Below are 20,719 nucleotides of genomic sequence, written 5' to 3' on the forward strand. Positions count from 1 at the left end.
TTCTATTCCTCACGCAAACCGCTGACTGCACGTTGCAAAACCAACCGCGCCCGCTCAATCACCGGGCTATCCACCATCTTGCCGTTCAGGGAGACCACCCCGCGCCCTTCGGCTTCCGCTGCCGTGGCGGCATCGACCACCGCCTGCGCATGGCGAACTTCTTTTTCGGTCGGGGCATAGAGGTTGTGTAACAGTTCGATTTGCCGTGGGTTAATCAGCGATTTGCCATCAAAACCCAACTGCTTGATCAGCGCCGCTTCCTGCAAGAAACCGGCCTCGTTATTGGCATCGGAATAGACGGTGTCGAAAGCCTGAATCCCCACCGCGCGGGCGGCCTGTAAAATTGAACAGCGCGCAAACAGCAGTTCAATGCCTTCTGCTGAGCGCTCGGTGCGCAAGTTGCGGACATAATCCTCCGCCCCGAGGGCTATCCCCATCAGCCGCTCAGATGCCTGGGCAATGGCCAGCGCCTGTGTGATCCCCTGCGCTGACTCAATGGCTGCCAACAGGCCCGTGCTACCCACTTCGCGACCACACTCCAACTCGATACGGCTGATCTCCCGCGCCATATCCTCCACATCTTTCGCGCTATCGGTTTTCGGCAAGCGCACGATATCGGCCCCACCGCGCACCACCGCCTCCAAATCCGCCAGCCCATAAGCGGAGTCCAACGCATTGACCCGCACAATGGTTTCCACATCTTGATAAAGCGGGTGTTGTAAGGCGTGATAAACCAAGCGGCGGGCGGCATCTTTTTCGCGCAGGATAACCGAGTCTTCCAGATCAAACATCAGCGCATCTGCCTGATAAATAAAGGCGTTACTCACCATGGCGGCATTGGCGCCGGGGACGAACAACATGCTGCGGCGCATTCTATTTTTCATTTCAGTTTTCATCACTGCGCTCTCCATGGCAGAATTTTTTCATCGCAGGCCCTGAGTAGCGCGGTTTCAAGTCGTGCCTGCAAAACGCAATCCAGTGCGCCTTTATCATCAATAATCAGTTGCACCCCAGTGACTTGATGCTGCTCCAGTAACGCCAGGACGCTGTAGCGAATGGCCTCACCAAACTGTTTATCCACACTGCTGTGAATTTGCAGGTCTATTTCCGGTGGATTTAATGGCGCGATACGCACCATGACGTCGCTCGACTCCAGTGTTCCGGCGACGGCCTCTCTGATAATTTTCATGTTTCACCTGATTAACTTATCTTCAAATTCAGTGGCTTCTGACTGACGTATCAGTACCTATCTTTGCGCCCTGCTTTATCGACCCATATCAATCGACTAAAACAGGGCTGGATTCTTTGCGGGCAAGGCGCTTTTCTCACTACTGGCCGCCTTTTGCCCGCGCTGGGCTAGCAGTCGCTGTAAGTAGTGGCAGGTGGCAGGCGGAACCAGTTTGCGAATAGTGTCAGCGTCTCCCTGCGCTAATAATTTGCGCACCCAAGAGGCGGAAATGGCGGTGTTGTGATATTTAAGGCGCTCAATCTCCACCAGTGAGATCGGGGGAGATGGCAATGCCGGTGTTTCCAGCCAGTAACCCATATCGTGGTTATATTTGGCGGTCACGGTACAAAATGGCTCTGTTCCCACAAAGCGGTGAGTCACGCCCAGCGCCGGCACTAAATATTGGCGGAATATTTTCAGATCGATTTCGGTATAGCAGTCATCCGCCACACCTTGGTCTTTAATAAAATAACAGGGGAATGTGGCGCGGGAGATCATATATTCCGAACCGGGGTGTACCGTGAGATTAGCAATATCTTGTGTGCCATCGAGCACTAATTGCAGCCGGTCGCTATAAGGAAAACGTGAATTATCTTCTTTCACTAAAAACAGATGTAACCAATCACACTGCGCCGCAGCTTGGCGCACTAAATATTGATGTCCACGGGTAAATGGGTTGGCATTCATCACGATGCTGCCAATTTTTTGCCCTGGCTGACGTAATTGGCTTAATTGCCTGGCATAGCGCTGCAAACGGCAGGCGCTATTTTCCATTAGCACCACAATGCCAGGTACATTCGCTATCGGATAAAAGCCACAATCTTTAAATAGGCTCTCATTTTTCGTTTTGGTATAGATAAACAGATGGCTGTGGTGGCGTTCATAAGCTAAGTTGACCAGCTCGGTTGCTAGTGTCAGCACCAGGCCCTCTCCCCTAACCTCCTCACTGATGGCCACGCACTTGATAATATTGCCCGCAATGCCACCGCAGGCCACCAATTTTTCATTGCGACTGACGGTAATAAATACGTCGACAGTGGTATCTATATTCAGATCGTTAACACGCAAGAAGCGGGTTATTTCTGCAATCTGCTGATGCTCTGAACGATTAATTCGGCTAAATACCACATCCATAATTGACTCTCTGCCATAACGTTTACATAACAAATAAGTGACAAGTTAAATACTTGGGATTAAATAACTTAATATTCACTCTTCAAATAAAGAATTCACATAAAAATAACAATGTGAAATAAGATAACTCCAGTCTGTTTTTAATTAGAATTAATTGACGAGCACATGCTAAACATAAAAATAGCGTGATTAATTGACCTATTTCACATATAAGATAGTAAATATAAGTTATTTAATGGTTTTAATTTTCTTAATTATTAATATATATTTTTATTTCTCTTAGCTATTTAATTATTACCTAAATTGACTTATGTTAGCGCCAGTGTTTTTAGTATCCAAAGTTTTTGGCGTGGCAGGTAGGCTGCAAGCAAACGAACCCCGAATCATTTACTCAAGTAACTGATTCGGGTGAATGCACGCCGCTAACCCCCCTGTAACGTCAAATACGAAAGATATATGTTAATTAAGGTGAGTAGTGTGCCGAGTCATTCCCCAGTAGGTAAATTAAAATGGCGCGGTCGCATCTGGAGTCGGTTGAAGAATATGGCCTTCCCGCTGCGGATATTTCTCCTGCTACTTACCGTCTCGATTCTGCTTGTCGGTGCGCTAGATCGCTTCCTCAGTCACAACTTTGAGCAATATCTGCTGGATCAAGTCAGTAAAACTGCAATGAATCAGGCCAAAATTATCGCGTCGATGGATTCAGTGGTGAGTGCGGTTAAACATCGCGATAAAGAGCAGTTGGCGCAGATTGTCAGCCGATTGGGCAACACCTCAGACCTTGACTATCTGGTGATCGGCGATACCCAATCCATTCGTCTTTATCATCCTAATCCGCAGATGATCGGCTACCCGATGCAGTGGACCAAACCCGGCGCACTGGAGAGGGGCGAGAGCTACATTATTTTTGGTAAAGGTTCGATGGGCGAAGCCATGCGGGCCAAAACCCCGATCCGCGATGAGCAGGGGAAAATCATTGGGGTAGTCTCCCTCGGTTACCTGATCAGTAAAATCGATCACTGGCGGCTCATCTACCTACTGCCCCTCACCCACTCATTTATTATCGTGCTGGCGCTGTTGCTATTGCTGTCATGGCTGTTTGCCCACCATATCCGCCGCCAAATGATGGGGATGGAGCCGAAAGAGATAGCACGGGTGCTACGCCAGCAAGAGGCGCTGTTCGGGGCGGTATTTGAAGGGCTACTGGCGGTTGATCCTGAGGGGAAGATCACTGCAATCAATCAAAATGCGCGTAAAATGCTGCGCATCTCCGCCACGCCACAGCAGTTGATTGGTTGTAAAGTCAGTGAGGTGGTCTCGCCAGACCACTTCTTCCTCGATCAAACTGGCGATAACCGCCAGGATGAGCTTTGCACCTTTAATGGCTTAAATACCATTGCCAATCGGGCCGGGATCTGGTCGGAAGAGGGGGTGTTTCAAGGCTGGGTGGTGAGTTTTCGTAGTCAGGATGATATTCATACCCTCAGTGCTCAGCTCAGCCAGATTCAGCAATATGTCGAGAATCTGCGCACTGTCCGCCACGAGCACCTGAACTGGATGTCAACCATGAGCGGGCTACTGCAGATGAAAGAGTTTGATCGGGCGCTGGAGATGGTGAAAACCGAATCTTCCTCCCATCAGGCGCTAATTGATATGCTACGTACAGCGTTCAATAACCGGCAGATTGCCGCGTTACTGTTTGGTAAATATCACCGCGCCAGGGAGTTAGGGCTGAATTTGAACTTTGTTCCCGGTTGTCAGTTGAGCAACCTCCCCCCGACTATTGGCGAGAATGAACTGGCCGCCATCATCGGGAATTTACTGGATAACGCCTTTGAGGCCAGCTTGAAAAATCCGCACAGTGATAAGCAGATTGAGATCTACCTGTCCGATGAGGGTGACGATTTGATTCTGGAGGTGGCTGACCACGGATGCGGTATCGAGCCACAATGGCAAGATAACCTATTTGAACGGGGTGTCAGCTCTAAAAACTCCGATGAACACGGTATTGGTCTCTATCTGGTGGCGACCTATGTTCAGCAAAGTGGCGGCACCATTACGATAGAAGAAAATCCGCCATGTGGCAGCCTATTTACAGTCTTTATTCCGAAGACGCATTGATCTCAAAGACGGGGAGATCCCATGGAATGGCTTAATATTTTAGTGGTAGAAGACGAAACACCGCTGGCAGAGATGCATGCAGAATTTATTAAACAGAGCAGCTATTGCCATGAAGTCTGGCTGGCGGGTAATTTGCAGCAAGCCCGCAGTATGGTGGCCCGCTTTAAGCCCGATTTGATTCTGTTAGATAACTATCTGCCCGATGGTAGTGGGTTGGAATTATTACGTGAAATGACCTTACAGGGCTTCGCCGGCGGCATTATCTTCGTCACCGCAGCCAGCGACAGTGAAACCGTGTCGGAAGCTATCCGCTATGGGGTGTTTGATTACCTGATTAAGCCGGTGGCCTACGAGCGCCTGGAGCAATCATTGGCGCGATACAGCCACCGCCATCAGGTGTTGCAGGACGGCACCAAGGTCAATCAGCGCCAGATCGATGAGATGTACAATACCTATGCCCGTGGCGAGCAAAAAGTGACACTGCCATTGGGTATCGACCAGATGACGCTAGATAAAATCCAAATGCTATTTAGTGATAATGCCGTTGAGTACACTGCGGAAAATGTCGCGCAAGTGCTCGGATTAAGCCGCACCACCGCTCGGCGTTATTTGGAGTTCTGCGCCACCAACCAAGCGCTACAGGCCGAGATCATTTATGGCAAAGTCGGCCGCCCACAGCGCATCTACCGCAGCAGGAAATCGGCGTAGACCCACTCCGCGCGCCACCACCGGTGGAGCGCGGCATTTTATAGCAATAATTGGCTATTTCCTCATCAGATTTATCTTGCATATGTTAAGCCTCCAACATTTCTGATAACAATTATTGCTCAGCTAATGATTGATCAGCATCATGCATCTATCTGCTCCACAAGAATGAAAAATCATGATTAATGTTGCATTGATAGATGACCATACTGTCGTCCGCTCAGGGTTTGCCCAGTTGTTATCACTGGAAAAAGATATTCGCATTATTGGCGAGTATGGATCGGCGGCTGAGGCGTGGGCCAATTTGCCCAACATTGATGTCCATGTTGCGGTGATGGATATTTCGATGCCGGACGAAAGCGGGCTAAGTCTGCTCAAGCGCCTGCGCCAAAAAATGCCCCATTTTCGCGCCATTATTCTGAGTATTTACGACACCACCGCCTTTGTGCAAAGCGCGATGGATGCCGGTGCCAGTGGTTATCTCACCAAACGCTGCGGCCCGGATGAGCTAGTGCAAGCGCTGCGAACCGTCAATGGCGGGGGCCTCTATCTCTGCTCCGATGCGCTGCGGGCGCTCCGCCATATGCCACAACAGCCGCAACAACTGGCAGTGCTAACACCGCGCGAGAAAGAAATTTTCCAGTTATTGATCAACGGGATAAGTGTCAAATCCATTGCCGAGCAGCTGCGGCTCAGCCACAAAACCGTGCATGTGCATCGGGCGAATATTCTGGGCAAGCTCCAGTGTGAGACCACGGTCGAGTTAGTGCATTTTGCGCTGCAACATCAGCTGTTAGCAGGTAACTGAGATGTGGCAACTGCGGTCAATGGGGCTATCACTGTTTTTGGTCATCTTCTTCTCATTGAGTTGGCTGGCCTTATGGACCATCAGTTTTTATCTGAGCGATGATGGCTTACACGCCATTTTATTGCTGCCGCAAGGGCTGCGATTGGCGCTGATGATTCTGCTGCCACGGCGCTATTGGCCGGTGCTACTGCTGGCGGAGTGCAGCGGCATGTGGTGGCTATACAGTGAACAACTACAGACCTCCGCGCTTCTCCTGCTGTCGCCGCTCCTCAGTTTACTGCCCGCCTGGCTGACCCAACGCTTCTGGCATCACTACACCCTGTATTGGCAACGGCTGCTGTTGCTGCTAACCGCAGTGGCGGGGAACAGCCTGCTGCATGGCGCGGTATTGAGTTTATGGCGGCCCTTACCTGTCACTCAGGCGCTACTCGCCACCTTTACCGGCGGTATTCTGCTGGTGCCGTTCACCTACCTGATCTATGAATACTTAAAACAGCAGCATATTCGCAATCTATTCTCCCAGCAGATCCCTGATCCGCCGTTGCGCACCTCACTGCTGATTTGGTGCTCACTGATCTTTGCCATTTTGGTTTGCGTGCAGGTGGCGATTGCTCCCAATATGGAGCGCCTGTTGCTGATTTTCGTCTTTCTGCCCAATGTGTTTATGGCGTACAAATTTGGCTGGCAAGGTGGGGTATTGGCGGCGGTATTAGGTAGCCTGATGATCACTGTCACTCGGCAAGCCAGCGGCGCATTTCATGATTTAGCCGAACTGGAACTTTTCCTCTCGACCCAAGCACTATTGGGGCTGACTCTGGGGATCGCCATTAGCCGCCAGCAGCAACTGGCGCAGCGCCTACACCGCTATCGCAATCAGTTGGAGCAAGAGCTGCAAACCCGCCGCAAGCTGATGGCGCGCTTGGTGCATACCGAAGAGGATGTGCGCAAAGAGATTGCCCGTGAGCTACATGATGAGATTGGTCAGAACATCACCGCCATCCAAATTCAGGCGATGCTGGTTAATCGTAGTGCGCCTACACCGGCGGCGCAATCTGCGGCCAATCAGATCAGCAACTTATCGCAGCGAATCCATCAAACCACCCGCCAGCTACTACGCCAATTGCGCCCGCCGGTGCTAGATGAGATGCCGCTGGATGAAGCGCTACGTCATCTGGCGGAAGAGTTTGCCTTTGCCGAGCAAGGGATCGATTTCCAGCTCGACTATGCACTGCCGCCGACCCCCGGTGAAGATGCGGTGGTGTTTACCCTGTACCGGCTGGTGCAGGAGTTGCTCAATAACATTAATAAACATGCCAACGCGCGCAATATTCAGGTTAGCCTGCGCCTCACCGACAACATCATCACGCTGGATGTGCGCGATGATGGCATGGGCATTTCGGTGCAACCGCAAGGCGGAGGGCTGGGGTTGCGCGGTATTGAGGAGCGGGTGCGCGCGCTGGGCGGTGACTGGTTACTGCTACGCCGTTTAGGGACGCGGGTGGTGGTGAACCTACCCACGCAGGTCCGCACCAGCGATTCTGTGAGCCTGCCCACAGAACCAGATCAAAAACCGTCATAACTAAGCATTATTCCTAGCCGTCTAACATCTTGTCTCATCTCTTTCTCGTTTACCGTTCTTACACTCAACCCAATAACCGGAGAAATTCATGGCTGCATCATTTTTGTCGGCGAAGAGTTTACCCCCTGAACCTTTGACGCCGGAACAGGTGAATGCGCGTTACCGCTACTGGCGACCGCGCCTGATGGCCGCCATGGTGATGGGTTACGCCGCCTTTTATCTGACACGCAAAAGTGTCAACTACGCCATGCCGGTGATGCAGTTGGAATTGGGGCTGGATAAAGGGGATATCGGCTTGCTGGGCACACTGTTTTATCTGGCTTACGGCGGCTCTAAATTTGTCTCGGGGATCGTCAGTGACCGCACGCAAGCCCGCTGGATTATGGGTATCGGCTTGATGATGACCGGGGTGCTAAATGTGGTGTTTACCCTGTGCCACACCCTGCCCGCCCTCTTGGTGGTCTGGACATTAAATGGTTTCTTTCAGGGGTGGGGCTGGCCACCGTGTGCCAAATTGCTGAGCACTTGGTATTCACGCAATGAACGTGGCACCTGGTGGGGCTGCTGGAATACCTCCATCAGCATTGGCGGTGCGGCGGTGCCGCTGCTCTCGGCGTTTCTGGCCTCGCAATATGGTTGGCAGGCCGCGCTACTGGTGCCGGGCGCAATCGGTATCGTATTAGGTATTTGGCTGTGCTGGCAATTGTGCGATAAGCCGCAGCAGCAAGGTTTGCCGACTATCGGCCAATGGCGGCGCGACCCGCAGGATCAGTGGCAGGAGCAGCAAAGCCCGCCGATGCCGATGGGGCAAATTTTTCGCGATGCGATTTTGCGCAACCGCACTATCTGGTTGCTCGGCGTCTCTTATGTGCTGGTCTATCTGATTCGCATCGCCCTCAACGACTGGGGCAATATCTGGCTGGCAGAGAGCCATGGGGTGAATTTGCTCAGTGCCAACGCCACCTTGTCGCTGTTTGAGTTGGGGGGATTATGTGGCGCACTGTTTGCCGGTTGGGGGTCGGATCTGCTGTTTCGCGGGCAGCGGGCGCCGATGATTTTGTTATTCGCACTCGGGCTGTTTCTGACCATGACCGCGCTGTGGCTAGCTCCGGTGCATAACTATCCACTGCTGTCAGTGACCTTTTTCAGTATCGGTTTTTTTGTCTTTGGGCCACAAATGCTAATTGGTCTGGCAGCAACGGAGTACACCCATAAAGACGCCGCAGGGACGGTCACTGGATTTCTCGGTTTGTTTGCCTACCTCGGTGCCGCACTAGCCGGATGGCCACTGGCGCAGGTGCTGCAACATTATGGCTGGCCCGGATTTTTCGCCTTGCTAACACTAGCATCGGCCTGTGTCGGTTTGTTATTGATGCCGCTGTTGATGACCGGTATCAATCGATTAGGGTTTGAACCGACGGGAAAGCGCGTTGTCCCGACGGATAAAGAGTAAAAGTACGTCAAATAATACCTCTCCTACAACAACAGCTCTGTTTGCACCCGGATTCGGGCCATCAGGGAATAAAAAGGATAATGTTATGAAACTTGCACCACTCACTGTACTCGTTGCTGCGGGCCTCGCACTGAGCGCCTTTGCTACCGTCGCCAAGGCCGAAGGCCGGTTGGTTATCTATTGCAGCGCCACCAATGCCATGTGTGAAGAAGAAGCTAAAGCGTTTGGCGAAAAATATGATGTCAAAACCAGTTTTATCCGTAATGGCTCTGGCAGCACACTGGCCAAAGTGGATGCCGAGAAAAAGAACCCGCAGGCGGATGTCTGGTATGGCGGTACACTGGACCCACAATCCCAGGCCGGTGAAATGGATCTGCTCTACCCTTACCAGTCCCCTAATCTGTCTCAGATCATGCCGCAATTCCGTGACCCGGCAAAACGCAAAGGCAACTACTCCTCGGCGGTCTACATTGGCATTCTGGGCATAGGCGTGAATACCGACCGCCTGAAAGAGAAAGGGCTGCCAGAGCCAAAATGTTGGAAAGACCTGACCAATCCGGCCTACAAAGGTGAAATCCAGATTGCCGATCCACAAAGCTCCGGCACCGCCTACACCGCGTTGGCCACCTTCTCGCAGCTGTGGGGCGAAGATGCGGCCTTCGATTATCTGAAAAAACTGAATGCCAACGTGTCGCAATATACCAAGTCGGGTATTGCTCCGGCCCGTAACGCCGCCCGTGGTGAAACCACTATCGGCATTGGTTTCCTGCACGACTATTCGCTGGAAAAAGAGAAAGGCGCACCGCTGAAACTGATCTCGCCATGTGAGGGTTCCGGCTATGAGATCGGCGGCGTCAGCATTCTAAAAGGCGCGCGTAATCTGGATAACGCGAAGTTATTCGTTGATTGGGTGCTGTCAAAAGAGGCACAAGAGTTGGCGTGGCAGAAGGGCCAGTCCTACCAGATTCTGACCAATACCACCGCCGCGACCTCACCTAACTCACTCAAACTCGATGATCTAAAGCTGATTGACTACGACATGGACACCTATGGTGCGACCGAGATGCGCAAGAAGCTGATCACCAAGTGGGTTAATGACGTCAAGATGGGGCAATAGCAGCCCACTATAAATTCCGACGCATATAACTAATTTATCGCTTATCTCTCTAACCTCGTCATTGGCTTGCCGCCGCAAATAGGGCTGCAACGTCAATGACGAAGGTTATCTCAGGGGAATACCATGACACACGCCCTGCGGCTCCCGCAGACACGGGATGCCATCTTCTATTGGCTGGCTTTCGCCGTGGCTGCATTTGCCTTGTTACCTGCATTCAGTCTGGATTACGGCCTGCTTGAGGCCAGCCGCGCGGAGCTACTGGCCGCTTATGGTTGGTCTGGGCTGAACATCAGCACCTTGTGGTTTGCCCTGCCGCTACTGCTACTCTTGCGCCCTCTGTCACCGGCGGGCCGTGAGCAGCGTAGCCGCCACTATTTTGATGCCGGTTATGCGCTATTCTGCGCCCTGTTCGTGGTGGTGACCTCCGCCTGGCTAGGACGCGGGCTAGGCTTTGCCACCATTGGGCTGTTTATCGCCTTGGGCGCCATCATTACGTTGGCACTGGCTCGCCTTGAGTGGCTGGGGGGGGATCGTTTTGTCCTCGGCTCACTGGTGACCATTATTGCCCTGATTACCGTCTTTATCCTGTTCCCTAGCATCGCGATTTTCATCCCGATTTTTACCGATGAGAGCGGGGCTTTTGCGCCATGGCAATTTATGGCGATCCTCGGGCAGGCGCATATCCTGCAGGTGATCTGGAACTCGTTCCTGCTGTCGGTTGCGGTCGGCATCGGTTGTACTTTCTTCGGCATGGTGCTGGCGATTTACACCACCCGCATAGCCAAACGCTCGGCGCTGCTGGGGCGAATTTTCTCGATTTTACCGATTGTCACCCCGCCCTTTGTGGTCGGATTGGGTGTCACCCTGATGATGGGCCGCTCCGGCTACGTGACCGAGTTGATGGTCACCTGGTTCGGGCTGACCAATACCAACTGGCTATATGGCTTTACCGGCATCTGGCTGGCACAGGTTCTGGCTTTTACGCCGATGTCATTTATGATCCTCGACGGCGCGATTAAAACCATCCACCCGTCACTGGAGGAGGCCTCCTACACCTTGCGCGCCAGCCGTTGGCAGACCTTTATGCAGGTGTTCCTGCCACTGCTAAAACCTGCGCTAGCTAACTCATTTTTGATTGTTATTGTGCAATCCCTGGCTGACTTCAGTAACCCGCTGGTACTGGGGGGGAACTTTGACGTGCTCGCCACGCAAATTTACTTCTATATCACCGGCGCACAACTCGATTATCCGGCGGCCTCCACACTGGGTGTCATTCTGCTGATGTTCTCGCTGTTCATCTTCTGCATCCAGTATATGTGGATAGGTAAGCGCTCCTACGTCACTATCTCCGGCAAATCCTCCCGTGGCGATGTTCAGCCACTGCCGGTATCACTGGTGTGGGGCACCACCGCCATGTTGTATGTGTGGATTGCCTTTAACCTGTTGCTGTACGGCAGCATTTTCTACGGCAGTTTTACCGTCAACTGGGGGGTCGACTACACCCTGACGCTAAATAACTTTAATCAGCTATTTGGGCAAGGTTTCAGTGACGGCGCATGGCCTTCGCTGCTAGATACCCTACTCTATGCCGGTATTGCCGCGCCAATCACGGCCGCCTTCGGCCTGTTGATCGCCTATATCGTGGTGCGCCAACAGTTCCGTGGTAAAAAAACCATCGAATTCAGCACCATGCTCTGCTTCGCCGTCCCGGGCACCGTCGCGGGCGTCTCCTATATTCTGGCCTTTAACAGCGCGCCGGTCTATCTGACCGGAACCGCCGCCATTGTCATTATCTCCATGGTGATGCGCAATGTGCCGGTGGGAATACGTGCCGGGATTGCCGGACTGGGGCAGTTGGATAAGTCGCTGGATGAGGCATCACTGAGCTTGCGGGCCGGTTCACTACGCACCGTTATCTATATTTTGCTGCCCTTGCTACGTCCGGCGATTTTATCCGCGCTGATTTACAGCTTTGTCCGCGCCATGACCACCGTCAGTGCCATCGTCTTTCTGGTCACACCGGATACCCGCGTCGCCACCTCTTACATCCTTAACCGCGTGGAAGATGGGGAGTATGGGATCGCAATTGCCTATGGTTCCATCCTGATAGTGGTGATGCTCGCCATCATCTTCCTGTTCGATTATCTGGTTGGCGAGGCGCGTATTGCCCGCTCGAAAGCCAGCAATGCTGAATAATGACGTACTGATAAGGCCAAATATTATGTCTAATACCGATACCGCTTTTGATAAAAAACATTTTGTCGAACTCAAGCACGTCACCAAACGTTTTGGCAGCAATACCGTGATTGACGACTTAAATCTGGCTATCCCGAAAGGCGAGATGGTCACCCTGCTCGGGCCATCCGGTTGCGGCAAAACCACGGTTCTGCGGCTGGTCGCTGGATTAGAGAAACCCTCCGGCGGTCAGATTTTTATCGACGGTGAAGATGTCACCGACAGATCTATCCAGCAGCGGGATATCTGCATGGTGTTTCAGTCCTACGCCCTATTCCCCCATATGTCACTGGGGGAGAACATTGGCTATGGCCTGAAAATGCTCGGGCGACCGAAAGATGAAATTCGTGAGCGGGTGCAGGAAGCATTGGCGTTGGTGGATTTAGAGGGCTTTGCTGACCGTTTTGTCGACCAGATCTCTGGAGGGCAACAACAGCGGGTGGCACTGGCGCGGGCGTTGATCCTCAAGCCCAAAGTGCTGCTGTTTGACGAACCACTGAGTAATCTGGATGCCAACTTGCGCCGCAGTATGCGCGATAAAATCCGCGAATTGCAGCAACAGTTTAATATCACCTCGCTATATGTCACCCATGACCAAAGTGAAGCTTTTGCCGTCTCTGATACTGTTTTGGTGATGAATAAAGGCAAAATCATGCAAATTGGCGCGCCACAAACACTGTACCGCCAGCCAGCTTCCCACTTTATGGCCAGTTTTATGGGGGATGCCAACGTCTTTCCGGCGCGAATCAACAGTGACAGTGTTGAGATATTGGGTTACCACATCCCGCGCCCGCTAGGATTTGCCGCCGAACACCAGCACGCCACAGTGGGCGTGCGGCCAGAGGCCATCACCCTAAGCCAGCAGGGCGAACCGAGCCAGCGATGCATCATCAATAAAGTGGCCTATATGGGGCCGCAATATGAAGTTCTGGTGGATTGGCATGGGCAATCATTGCTGCTACAAGTGAACGCCACACAACTGCAACCAGCCCCTGGCGACAGCTATTATCTGCAAATCCACCCGTATGGCATGTTTGTGCTGGCGGATACCCCCGAATAACAGGGTGGCGGGCAGTGTAAAGCAGGGCTGCCCGCCCCTTTATCAGATACCTGCTCGCTATTTCTCGCATAAATATTGAGCTAAAAGCCAAAAATCTCAATAAGTTGCACAAACTCTAAGCAAACAATCCAAATTTACGGTTTCCCCTTTGACATGCCCCAGATACCCCGCTATTATTCGCCTCGTTCACACGATTCCTCTGTAGTTCAGTCGGTAGAACGGCGGACTGTTAATCCGTATGTCACTGGTTCGAGTCCAGTCAGAGGAGCCAAATTAGAAAATCCCGCTTAAGGAAACTTAAGCGGGATTTTTGCTTTTTTGTATTGTGACATCTGTTTTCCCCTCTCTTATCAATGTAGACGCAGCTTCACCCTGATGGCACTGGCCGAAAACATAGCAACTGATCAACGATGCGCTGAAAGATGCCATTCTGGGCAAATGCGGTATTGCCTTACTGCGATTGAGAACCATCGATAGTCAGATTGAAGTCAAAATAGCGGCGTTTCTGACAAGGGTCTTGCAAGAAGATACTATCGCGGAGGGCGCACTGTAGTTGACCTGCTTAGCCATCTAACCGTCGCTAATGTAATATCATTAATTGAATTATGCTGTGGGGGGATGTCATTATCAAAGCGCTAGCTATCCTCCTGATATTTATACCAGAATAAAAAGCAGAATCGATTATAGAATTTTCCTACACCCCAACCTGAAAAATCGTATATATTTACATTTAGAATTATAAATTAACTATTTCTCATCTTTTTTCCTGAATAATTTATTTTTATTTCAGTAAAAAAAATCCTAAATCGTTTATAATCAAATCACTAGGTTGAATAAGCCCATTGGGTTGAAGTGAGCTGCGTAACCTATACATAAGAAAGAATCTTTTCTTGATAATCTATAATTAGAGATTAGAATCACCGAAATAGTACTTTAGGCATCGGCAGTAGCGGTTCTTGTTTATCTCGTCTTGGGTAATCATTTGGAGTCTATCGGTGCAAGTGAGGGGCAGTGAATTAACCCTGCGAATCCCAAGATATAACAGTTTATGGAGATAACATGACAAAATCAGTGATGATAGTTGATGACCATCCGGCTATACGTGTCGCCATTCGGGCATTACTATCACAAAGCAATGAATTTTCAACAATTTATGAATCTGTCGATGGTAGCGAAGCACTAGAAATATTAAAAAACAGTCCTGTTGATTTAGTTATCATTGATATTGAATTACCTAATTTCGATGGTTTTTCGTTGCTAAAAAAACTGCAACAACGTGGATTTACCGGTAAATCATTATTCTTGTCCGCCAAAAATGAGCAAGTTTTTGCGGTACGGGCATTACAGGCTGGTGCCAACGGATTCATCAGCAAAAATAAAGATATTAGCGAAATTCTGTTTGCGGCACAGAACGTATTACGTGGGTATTCATTCTTCCCATCTGAAGCTTTGACCCAATTAGCCGGGCAACCTTCGAGCCATGATCCTGTCAATCGGGCGCGTTTGTTATCTGAGCGAGAAATTAATGTTTTACGTTATTTGGTAAATGGCTTGTCTAATAAGCAAATCGCCGACGAAATGTTTATCAGCAACAAAACTGTCAGTACCTATAAAACCCGTATCCTGACCAAATTAGGGTTAAGTTCTGTAATTGAACTGGCAGATTATGCGCATACCCATAATTTGGTGTAGTTCAGCCAGGTCTGATTTCCGACGAGCCGAATCTTCTTTACGTAGTGGGTTTTCCTTACTCATCTTACTATCTTGCTTGCTGTTACTTAGCGGGCAGCTTCATGCCGCCGTGATGACCGGCCGTCAGGGGTGTGACACCGGGCAACCCCTGTCGATACACAGCATCGCCAATAGTTACAGCGAAGATTTATTACTGACGCCCTCCACCGACACACGCCAATCGAGTCGACGCACGGTGAAAGTGGGCGTGGTGATTGATGCCAACACCCCATTTGTGGTTAATCGCGATGATAATGCCATTGAAGGTATTGTCGCCGATTACCTGCAAATCATCAGTGATGCCAGTCAGTTATCCTTCCAGATGATTGGCTATTGCGACTACGGACTAGTGTTAAATGCGCTGGAAAATGGTCAGATTGATTTAATGGCCGGAACCCCGATGCCCGCTCAGCCGGGGTTGATCGCCTCCCATGCATTCTTTACTAATCGGCATGTTGAAGTCCGCAGCAAAAAGTGGGACCCAACCAAACGTACCCACCCGGAAACAGTGGCTATCGTCAATAATGAGCCGCTCTCGCCAGAGTTTTTATTTAATTATCATGCCGATAAAATTGTCGCCTACCCTAACCAGTTACAAGGGTTGCTGGCGGTTGCCTATGGTAATGCTGATGTATTTGTCTCTAATGCCACCTCTGCCAACTATTTGATTGACCAATTGCAGTTGCTGACGTTGCAAATTCGCAACTTTGCCCCTTACCACCCGGCCCCCTATACATTTCTGGCGCGGGAAAGTAATCAAAAACTCATTGATTACATTAATCAGATTCTAGAACTGCTACCCACCCGGGCGACCGGTGATATTCAGCAGCGTTGGTTTGGTAGCAAACATCATTACAATATTGATGCTAAGTTGCTTTTGACCGAACAAGAAGTTAGCTGGATTCAGCAACACCCGGTGGTGAGTTATGTCGCCCCACTTGATTTGGCCCCCCTGATTTTCCGTGATCGTCAGACCGGCGAAATGGCCGGTTTCTCCATTGACCTCATTGATATTATTTCACGTCGGACCGGACTTAAATTTGAACCGGTTTTCACCAAAGATAGCGGTGAAGGGGTACGTGATTTTATCGCCGGTAAAATCGATATGCTGCCGATTGTGGCGGTACGTAACGGCATGTATGGGCACAATCTTTACTCCTCGCCTGTTGCCCAATCCCTATGGGGTATTTTGACCCGTGAAGATCGCATTGATATCAATAATGTGGCCGATCTGGCAGGAAAACGGGTAGGCGTACAGGCGGGTAGTGCTTCCAGTGGGATTATTGGTAATCCCCTATTAGCCCAGAAGATTACCTTTGTTCAAGCCCCCGATACCATGACGCTGGTGCGGTGGTTGCAGCAGGGTAAAGTTGATGCAGTCCTCAAAAATATGATGACGGCCAACTACTTATCAGCGCAGAATTTTAGTCCCAATATTAAAACCGTGGCTGTCGCCGGTGAAGAGCCATTGATGATGGCATTTGGCATCAGCCCGAGGCTACCTGAATTAAAAGCCATCATTGATAAAGTGATTGAATCTATTCCGCCGGAAGAGCTAGATAATCTGATCAGTGATTGGAGCACATTTAAACCTAACCCTGCGAGTTTCGATAACAACTCATTAGATAATGAATTACTGATGCTCGCGCTGAAAATAAGCTCAGGGCTATTATTGGTCTTCGGCTTATATCTTTGCTATCTCGTATTTAACAAGCGCCGTCAGGCCATGTTGTTACATACCCGCTTACTGCAACAAGAGTCCATTATTAATGCCCTACCCTTCGCCGTATTTATCCGTGCTAAGAATGGGGATCTTGCGGTTTATAACAGCCACTTTGCTGCCGCACACCAGGATAAACTGAACGATATGCTCAATCAAAAGAGCGAGTCTGCCCACTGGCCAATGACCAGTCAGCTCGATCGTGAGATAGATAAATATTGTCGATTCGTCTTGCTGGATAGAAAACCACAAATGGTGGATTTGTCCCTTGAGATTAACGAAGAGCTGCGGGATATCTTCCTGTGGATTATTCCGCTGGATAATGCTGAGCGCAGTTTACTGGGCGGCTGGCTGGATATCAGCCAACGGAAAACGGTCGAGCGTGAATTGGAAGCGGCCCGTGTCGAAGCCGAAAGCGCCAACCGCACCAAAAGTACTTTCCTTGCCACTATCAGTCATGAACTGCGCACCCCCATGTACGCCATTATGGGTTTGCTAGAGCTGGAAATTCGCAGTGAGCAGCCGGTCGAAAAAGATACCTTAGTCACCGTATCCAAAACAGCGCAGTCCCTGATGCTACTGCTGGATGACATTATCGACTCCGCCAAGATTGAGGCCGGTCAACTGAGTGTTCACCCGGCGGTGGTTGATTTCCGCCAGGAGATGGAGCGGATGTTCACTATCTATCAACCGATCGCCGATGAGCGCGGACTACGATTCTCTGGCTGGCTGGATGAGCAGATCCCGGCGTTGCTGATGGTCGATATGCTGCGAGTGCGGCAAGTCATGGGCAATCTGTTGGGCAATGCGCTGAAATTTACCGAGCAAGGTGGTGTCTCGGTGGATGTCACTTGGGAGCCGACGGATGGGCAACATGGCGTAATGAATATCGATATTACCGATACCGGCATTGGCATCTCGTCGGCCGCGCAGGCCACACTGTTCCAGCCATTTAGTCAGGCTAATGAAGGTAAATCACCGCGCTTTGGTGGTTCGGGATTGGGGCTTTGGATCTGTCATCAGTTGATTCATAAGATGGGCGGGCAAATCATCCTGGAGAGCAAACTGGGTAAAGGCACCAGCCTATTTATTACCTTGCCGCTGGAGATAGCCACTGAGGATGATATACCGCAAGATACGACTGTTTTGTATGCTGATGAAAAGCAACTGAATCATTTAAAAAACCTACGTGTTTTAGTGGTGGATGATTTACCGGCTAACCGTCAGTTACTGCAACAGCAGCTAGCTTTTATCGGAATTGAGCAGGTGATGAGCGCAGAAAATGGCGCGGAGGCCTGGCAGATATTGCAGCATTATAGTTTTGACATAGTCATCACCGATTACAGTATGCCATTGATGAATGGTTACGAACTGGCCGGCCATATCCGTAGTAGCCCAACAATAAAAGAGATGATCATTATTGGCTGTACCGCAGATGCGCGGGAAGAGAGCACGGCCCGCTGTTCTAATGCAGGGATGAATGATTGCATGATCAAACCGGTGACCATCGACACCTTGCGCACCGTGCTCCTTCGCCAAGAGATTATTGGTGATATAAGCGCGGACCGTCATCACAGCGCAAGTGACAATCCCGTTAGCCCAAAAAATAGTGAAACAGCTAAATTACCGCCATCCCCAGTGACGGCGGCGCAAGATAAATTAAGGTCGCTCTCTGGAGGCAGTGCTGAGGTGGAGTTGCAGTTATTGCAATCACTACTGGAAAGTCATTCGCAGGATAGCGAGGCGTTGACACAGCGATATCACCAGTTGGCGGCGGATAGCAACGCAATTTCCGATGATATTTACACAGAGATGGCAAGTCTGGTGCACCGGATTAAAGGCGGTGTACAGCTAATTGATGCACAAGCACTGGTAGATAGCTGTATTAAGTTCGAGTCGCTGCTGCATACGCATGATAAGCCGGCAATTATCACGCACGGAGTCGAATATCTGGCACTGCTAACCGAGACTAACCAATTATTAATTGAGCTACTGGCTTCATACTCCAAAATAGGTAGTAGTGATGCAGTAAATAGGCAGTAGTGACACAGTCAAATAGGTAGTGACGCGATAAAATAGAAGTGTATGGTGTGTCACCATTAAAACCCGTCAGAACTTGTGGCGGGTTTTCTTATTTAACTCGAAATTACTTTTACTTAGAATAAAAGCCTAATTGCGTCACCAGGCAAGAAAATCAACCTAACATAATAAAATAAAACGATTTTATTATTCTTCCATTTTTAACCGGATCTGTTCCTACATATTTTGTGGGAAATTTCAGATATAAAACAAGGACGCATCTCATTCTCCTCACCTCAATTTCCCCCTACACTAGCATCGGCCCAAAAACTGAACAGAAAAAACGAAATAACGGCTAATTCTATTCAACTGAGTGATCGCTCACTCACTGAATACAAAAGGTCTCTATTTGCCAGAATATTAATCATAAATTTAAGTAGGAATTCATGGGAAAAACTCTAATGGCGTTGATGCTACTTACCCTACCGGGTATAGCGTTAGCCGCTACCTCAAATAACACAATTAAGTTTCAGGGCGAAGTGGCCGAACAGACTTGCATGGTTGATATTAATGGCACAGCTAACACCCCGGTTGTTTTGTTACCCACAGTCTCAACTAGCAATCTGAATCAAGTTAATTCTGTTGCGGGTAAAACCAATTTCACGATTAACCTCACCGGCTGCAACATTGCCATTCAAGACACCAAAATCAGCTCAGTTTTTCAGGGAATGAATGTCACGAGCGCAGGTAACTTGGGTAATGTCGGCACAGCACAAAATGTTGCAATTCAGCTACTTGATACTCATGGCGCACCGATTCGCATGTCTGGCGGTAGCGTTGAAGTCCCCGGTATCACGCTAGTCGCTGGCGCAACATCCGCATCACAAGATCTGGCTGCACAATATATTACCGAAGAGGGTCGTGCGACGGCTGGGAGTGTCATTGCATCTGCCCAATATGCGATCACTTACCCCTGACTATTCGTGAAATCGTCCGTTTCATGAATATGTTGGCCACCCGGTAACGGAGCCTAAATAAACCAGAAAAACCAAGGATAAGTAAGCGCTATGACACTGACTGCCCACAAAATTATCGCCTGCTCGTTGTTGCTGCTCAGCGGCGTACCCTTATGGACAAAAGCCAGTGTTGTCATGACAGGGACTCGTATTATTTATCCTGAAGGCACGCGGGAGAAAGTATTACAACTCAGCAATAAAGATGACTACCCTAACCTGGTCCAACTCTGGATGGATGATGGTAATAATCAGTCCTCGCCATCAAAAAGTGATGTTCCTTTTACATTGACACCACAGATATTTCGCATGGAGCCTCAAAGCGGACAAGTGATACGGCTGGCATATATTGAGCGTAATTTACCCAAAGATCGTGAATCAGTGTTCTATCTTAATTTTTTGCAGATCCCGGCATTAAAAGCAGATAACCAGTCGGAGAATAAGCTGGTTTTGATCGTGAATAATCGACTGAAAGTCTTTTACCGCCCTGCCGCGCTAAAAGAAAATGTCGATACCTTAGGTGAAAAAATCCAAGTCACGCTGGATAGCGTTGCCGGTGATAAAATCAAGATACATAACCCAACGGGTTATTATATCAGCCTACGTGATGCCAAACTGGTCAGCGATGGGAAAACCATTTCGTTTGCTACGAGCGAAATGTTTGCTCCCAATTCAACCACTGATTTAGCCTTCCCCGCCGGGGTTAAGGGCAAAAAGGGTGAATTGTTGACGCTAAACGTGGTTAACGATTATGGCACCAACATCCCCTGTAATTATCATCTGTAATCTATCTGTG

The 20,719-nt window shown here is 49.9% G+C and carries 15 protein-coding genes and 1 tRNA gene; 13 read left to right on the top strand and 3 right to left on the bottom strand.

The features are described from left to right. Nucleotides 1-2: 2 nt before the first annotated feature. From FFE93_RS13190 to citC, 3 genes are all read right to left on the bottom strand, one after another. The gene (locus FFE93_RS13190) at nt 3-896 is read right to left on the bottom strand and encodes an aldolase/citrate lyase family protein (RefSeq protein ID WP_049599083.1); all 894 of its coding nucleotides are present in this window, start codon (nt 894-896) and stop codon (nt 3-5) included. Then, nucleotides 896-1,189: a citrate lyase acyl carrier protein gene (gene citD, locus FFE93_RS13195; protein ID WP_032898964.1), complete on the bottom strand. Its 294-nt coding sequence runs from the start codon at nt 1,187-1,189 to the stop codon at nt 896-898. The genes FFE93_RS13190 and citD overlap by 1 nt, the downstream gene beginning before the upstream one ends. A 96-nt stretch (nt 1,190-1,285) precedes the next feature. After that, nucleotides 1,286-2,362 (bottom strand): [citrate (pro-3S)-lyase] ligase, encoded by a 1,077-nt coding sequence (gene citC / locus FFE93_RS13200; RefSeq protein ID WP_138775329.1) that lies wholly within the window; start codon nt 2,360-2,362, stop codon nt 1,286-1,288. 456 nt (nt 2,363-2,818) lie between these two features. Here citC and dpiB point away from each other — a divergent pair, with 456 nt between their 5' ends. From dpiB to FFE93_RS13265, 13 genes are all read left to right on the top strand, one after another. Then, nucleotides 2,819-4,483: a sensor histidine kinase DpiB gene (gene dpiB / locus FFE93_RS13205; RefSeq protein WP_072188395.1), complete on the top strand. Its 1,665-nt coding sequence runs from the start codon at nt 2,819-2,821 to the stop codon at nt 4,481-4,483. A gap of 21 nt (nt 4,484-4,504) precedes the next feature. Then, nucleotides 4,505-5,191, top strand: a complete 687-nt coding sequence (gene dpiA / locus FFE93_RS13210) for a two-component response regulator DpiA (protein WP_049599092.1) — start codon at nt 4,505-4,507, stop codon at nt 5,189-5,191. A gap of 175 nt (nt 5,192-5,366) precedes the next feature. Beyond that, nucleotides 5,367-5,996 carry a response regulator transcription factor gene (locus FFE93_RS13215; protein WP_138775330.1) on the top strand — a complete coding sequence of 210 codons (630 nt, stop codon included), beginning with the start codon at nt 5,367-5,369 and terminating at the stop codon, nt 5,994-5,996. A gap of 1 nt (nt 5,997) precedes the next feature. Next, the gene (locus tag FFE93_RS13220; RefSeq protein ID WP_005279146.1) at nt 5,998-7,575 is read left to right on the top strand and encodes an MASE1 domain-containing protein; all 1,578 of its coding nucleotides are present in this window, start codon (nt 5,998-6,000) and stop codon (nt 7,573-7,575) included. Between the two features lie 88 nt (nt 7,576-7,663). Next, nucleotides 7,664-9,028: an MFS transporter family glucose-6-phosphate receptor UhpC gene (gene uhpC, locus FFE93_RS13225; protein WP_005279148.1), complete on the top strand. Its 1,365-nt coding sequence runs from the start codon at nt 7,664-7,666 to the stop codon at nt 9,026-9,028. A gap of 85 nt (nt 9,029-9,113) precedes the next feature. Next, nucleotides 9,114-10,145, top strand: coding sequence for an ABC transporter substrate-binding protein (locus FFE93_RS13230; protein WP_049599099.1), 1,032 nt, complete (start codon nt 9,114-9,116; stop codon nt 10,143-10,145). A 123-nt stretch (nt 10,146-10,268) separates the two neighbouring features. Further along, nucleotides 10,269-12,341 carry an ABC transporter permease gene (locus FFE93_RS13235; protein ID WP_005279903.1) on the top strand — a complete coding sequence of 691 codons (2,073 nt, stop codon included), beginning with the start codon at nt 10,269-10,271 and terminating at the stop codon, nt 12,339-12,341. A 25-nt stretch (nt 12,342-12,366) separates the two neighbouring features. Continuing rightward, entirely contained in the window at nt 12,367-13,440 is a 1,074-nt protein-coding gene (gene fbpC, locus FFE93_RS13240; protein WP_005279905.1) for a ferric ABC transporter ATP-binding protein, read from the top strand. 195 nt (nt 13,441-13,635) lie between these two features. Further along, a tRNA-Asn gene (locus FFE93_RS13245) sits at nt 13,636-13,711 on the top strand. A 788-nt stretch (nt 13,712-14,499) separates the two neighbouring features. After that, a complete protein-coding gene (locus FFE93_RS13250) occupies nt 14,500-15,132 on the top strand; it encodes a response regulator transcription factor (protein WP_005279477.1) in 633 nt (210 codons plus the stop codon). Between the two features lie 79 nt (nt 15,133-15,211). After that, nucleotides 15,212-18,934: an ATP-binding protein gene (locus FFE93_RS13255; protein WP_186367719.1), complete on the top strand. Its 3,723-nt coding sequence runs from the start codon at nt 15,212-15,214 to the stop codon at nt 18,932-18,934. Nucleotides 18,935-19,356: 422 nt separating this feature from the next. Next, the gene (locus FFE93_RS13260) at nt 19,357-19,887 is read left to right on the top strand and encodes a fimbrial protein (RefSeq protein WP_005279482.1); all 531 of its coding nucleotides are present in this window, start codon (nt 19,357-19,359) and stop codon (nt 19,885-19,887) included. 90 nt (nt 19,888-19,977) lie between these two features. After that, complete coding sequence (locus tag FFE93_RS13265) at nt 19,978-20,709, top strand: molecular chaperone (protein ID WP_005279484.1); 732 nt, start codon at nt 19,978-19,980, stop codon at nt 20,707-20,709. Nucleotides 20,710-20,719 lie beyond the last annotated feature (10 nt).

Source organism: Yersinia sp. KBS0713 (assembly GCF_005937895.2).
In the GTDB taxonomy this organism is placed as follows: Bacteria; Pseudomonadota; Gammaproteobacteria; order Enterobacterales; family Enterobacteriaceae; genus Yersinia; species Yersinia bercovieri.

Coding starts and splice junctions, on each gene's coding strand:
- FFE93_RS13260 (WP_005279482.1), top strand. CDS start 19,357: ATGGGAAAAACTCTAATGGCGTTGATGCTACTTACCCTACCGGGTATA.
- FFE93_RS13235 (WP_005279903.1), top strand. CDS start 10,269: ATGACACACGCCCTGCGGCTCCCGCAGACACGGGATGCCATCTTCTAT.
- fbpC (WP_005279905.1), top strand. CDS start 12,367: ATGTCTAATACCGATACCGCTTTTGATAAAAAACATTTTGTCGAACTC.
- FFE93_RS13220 (WP_005279146.1), top strand. CDS start 5,998: ATGTGGCAACTGCGGTCAATGGGGCTATCACTGTTTTTGGTCATCTTC.
- citC (WP_138775329.1), bottom strand. CDS start 2,362: ATGGATGTGGTATTTAGCCGAATTAATCGTTCAGAGCATCAGCAGATT.
- dpiB (WP_072188395.1), top strand. CDS start 2,819: ATGTTAATTAAGGTGAGTAGTGTGCCGAGTCATTCCCCAGTAGGTAAA.
- FFE93_RS13250 (WP_005279477.1), top strand. CDS start 14,500: ATGACAAAATCAGTGATGATAGTTGATGACCATCCGGCTATACGTGTC.
- dpiA (WP_049599092.1), top strand. CDS start 4,505: ATGGAATGGCTTAATATTTTAGTGGTAGAAGACGAAACACCGCTGGCA.
- uhpC (WP_005279148.1), top strand. CDS start 7,664: ATGGCTGCATCATTTTTGTCGGCGAAGAGTTTACCCCCTGAACCTTTG.
- FFE93_RS13265 (WP_005279484.1), top strand. CDS start 19,978: ATGACACTGACTGCCCACAAAATTATCGCCTGCTCGTTGTTGCTGCTC.
- FFE93_RS13215 (WP_138775330.1), top strand. CDS start 5,367: ATGATTAATGTTGCATTGATAGATGACCATACTGTCGTCCGCTCAGGG.
- citD (WP_032898964.1), bottom strand. CDS start 1,189: ATGAAAATTATCAGAGAGGCCGTCGCCGGAACACTGGAGTCGAGCGAC.
- FFE93_RS13230 (WP_049599099.1), top strand. CDS start 9,114: ATGAAACTTGCACCACTCACTGTACTCGTTGCTGCGGGCCTCGCACTG.
- FFE93_RS13190 (WP_049599083.1), bottom strand. CDS start 896: ATGAAAACTGAAATGAAAAATAGAATGCGCCGCAGCATGTTGTTCGTC.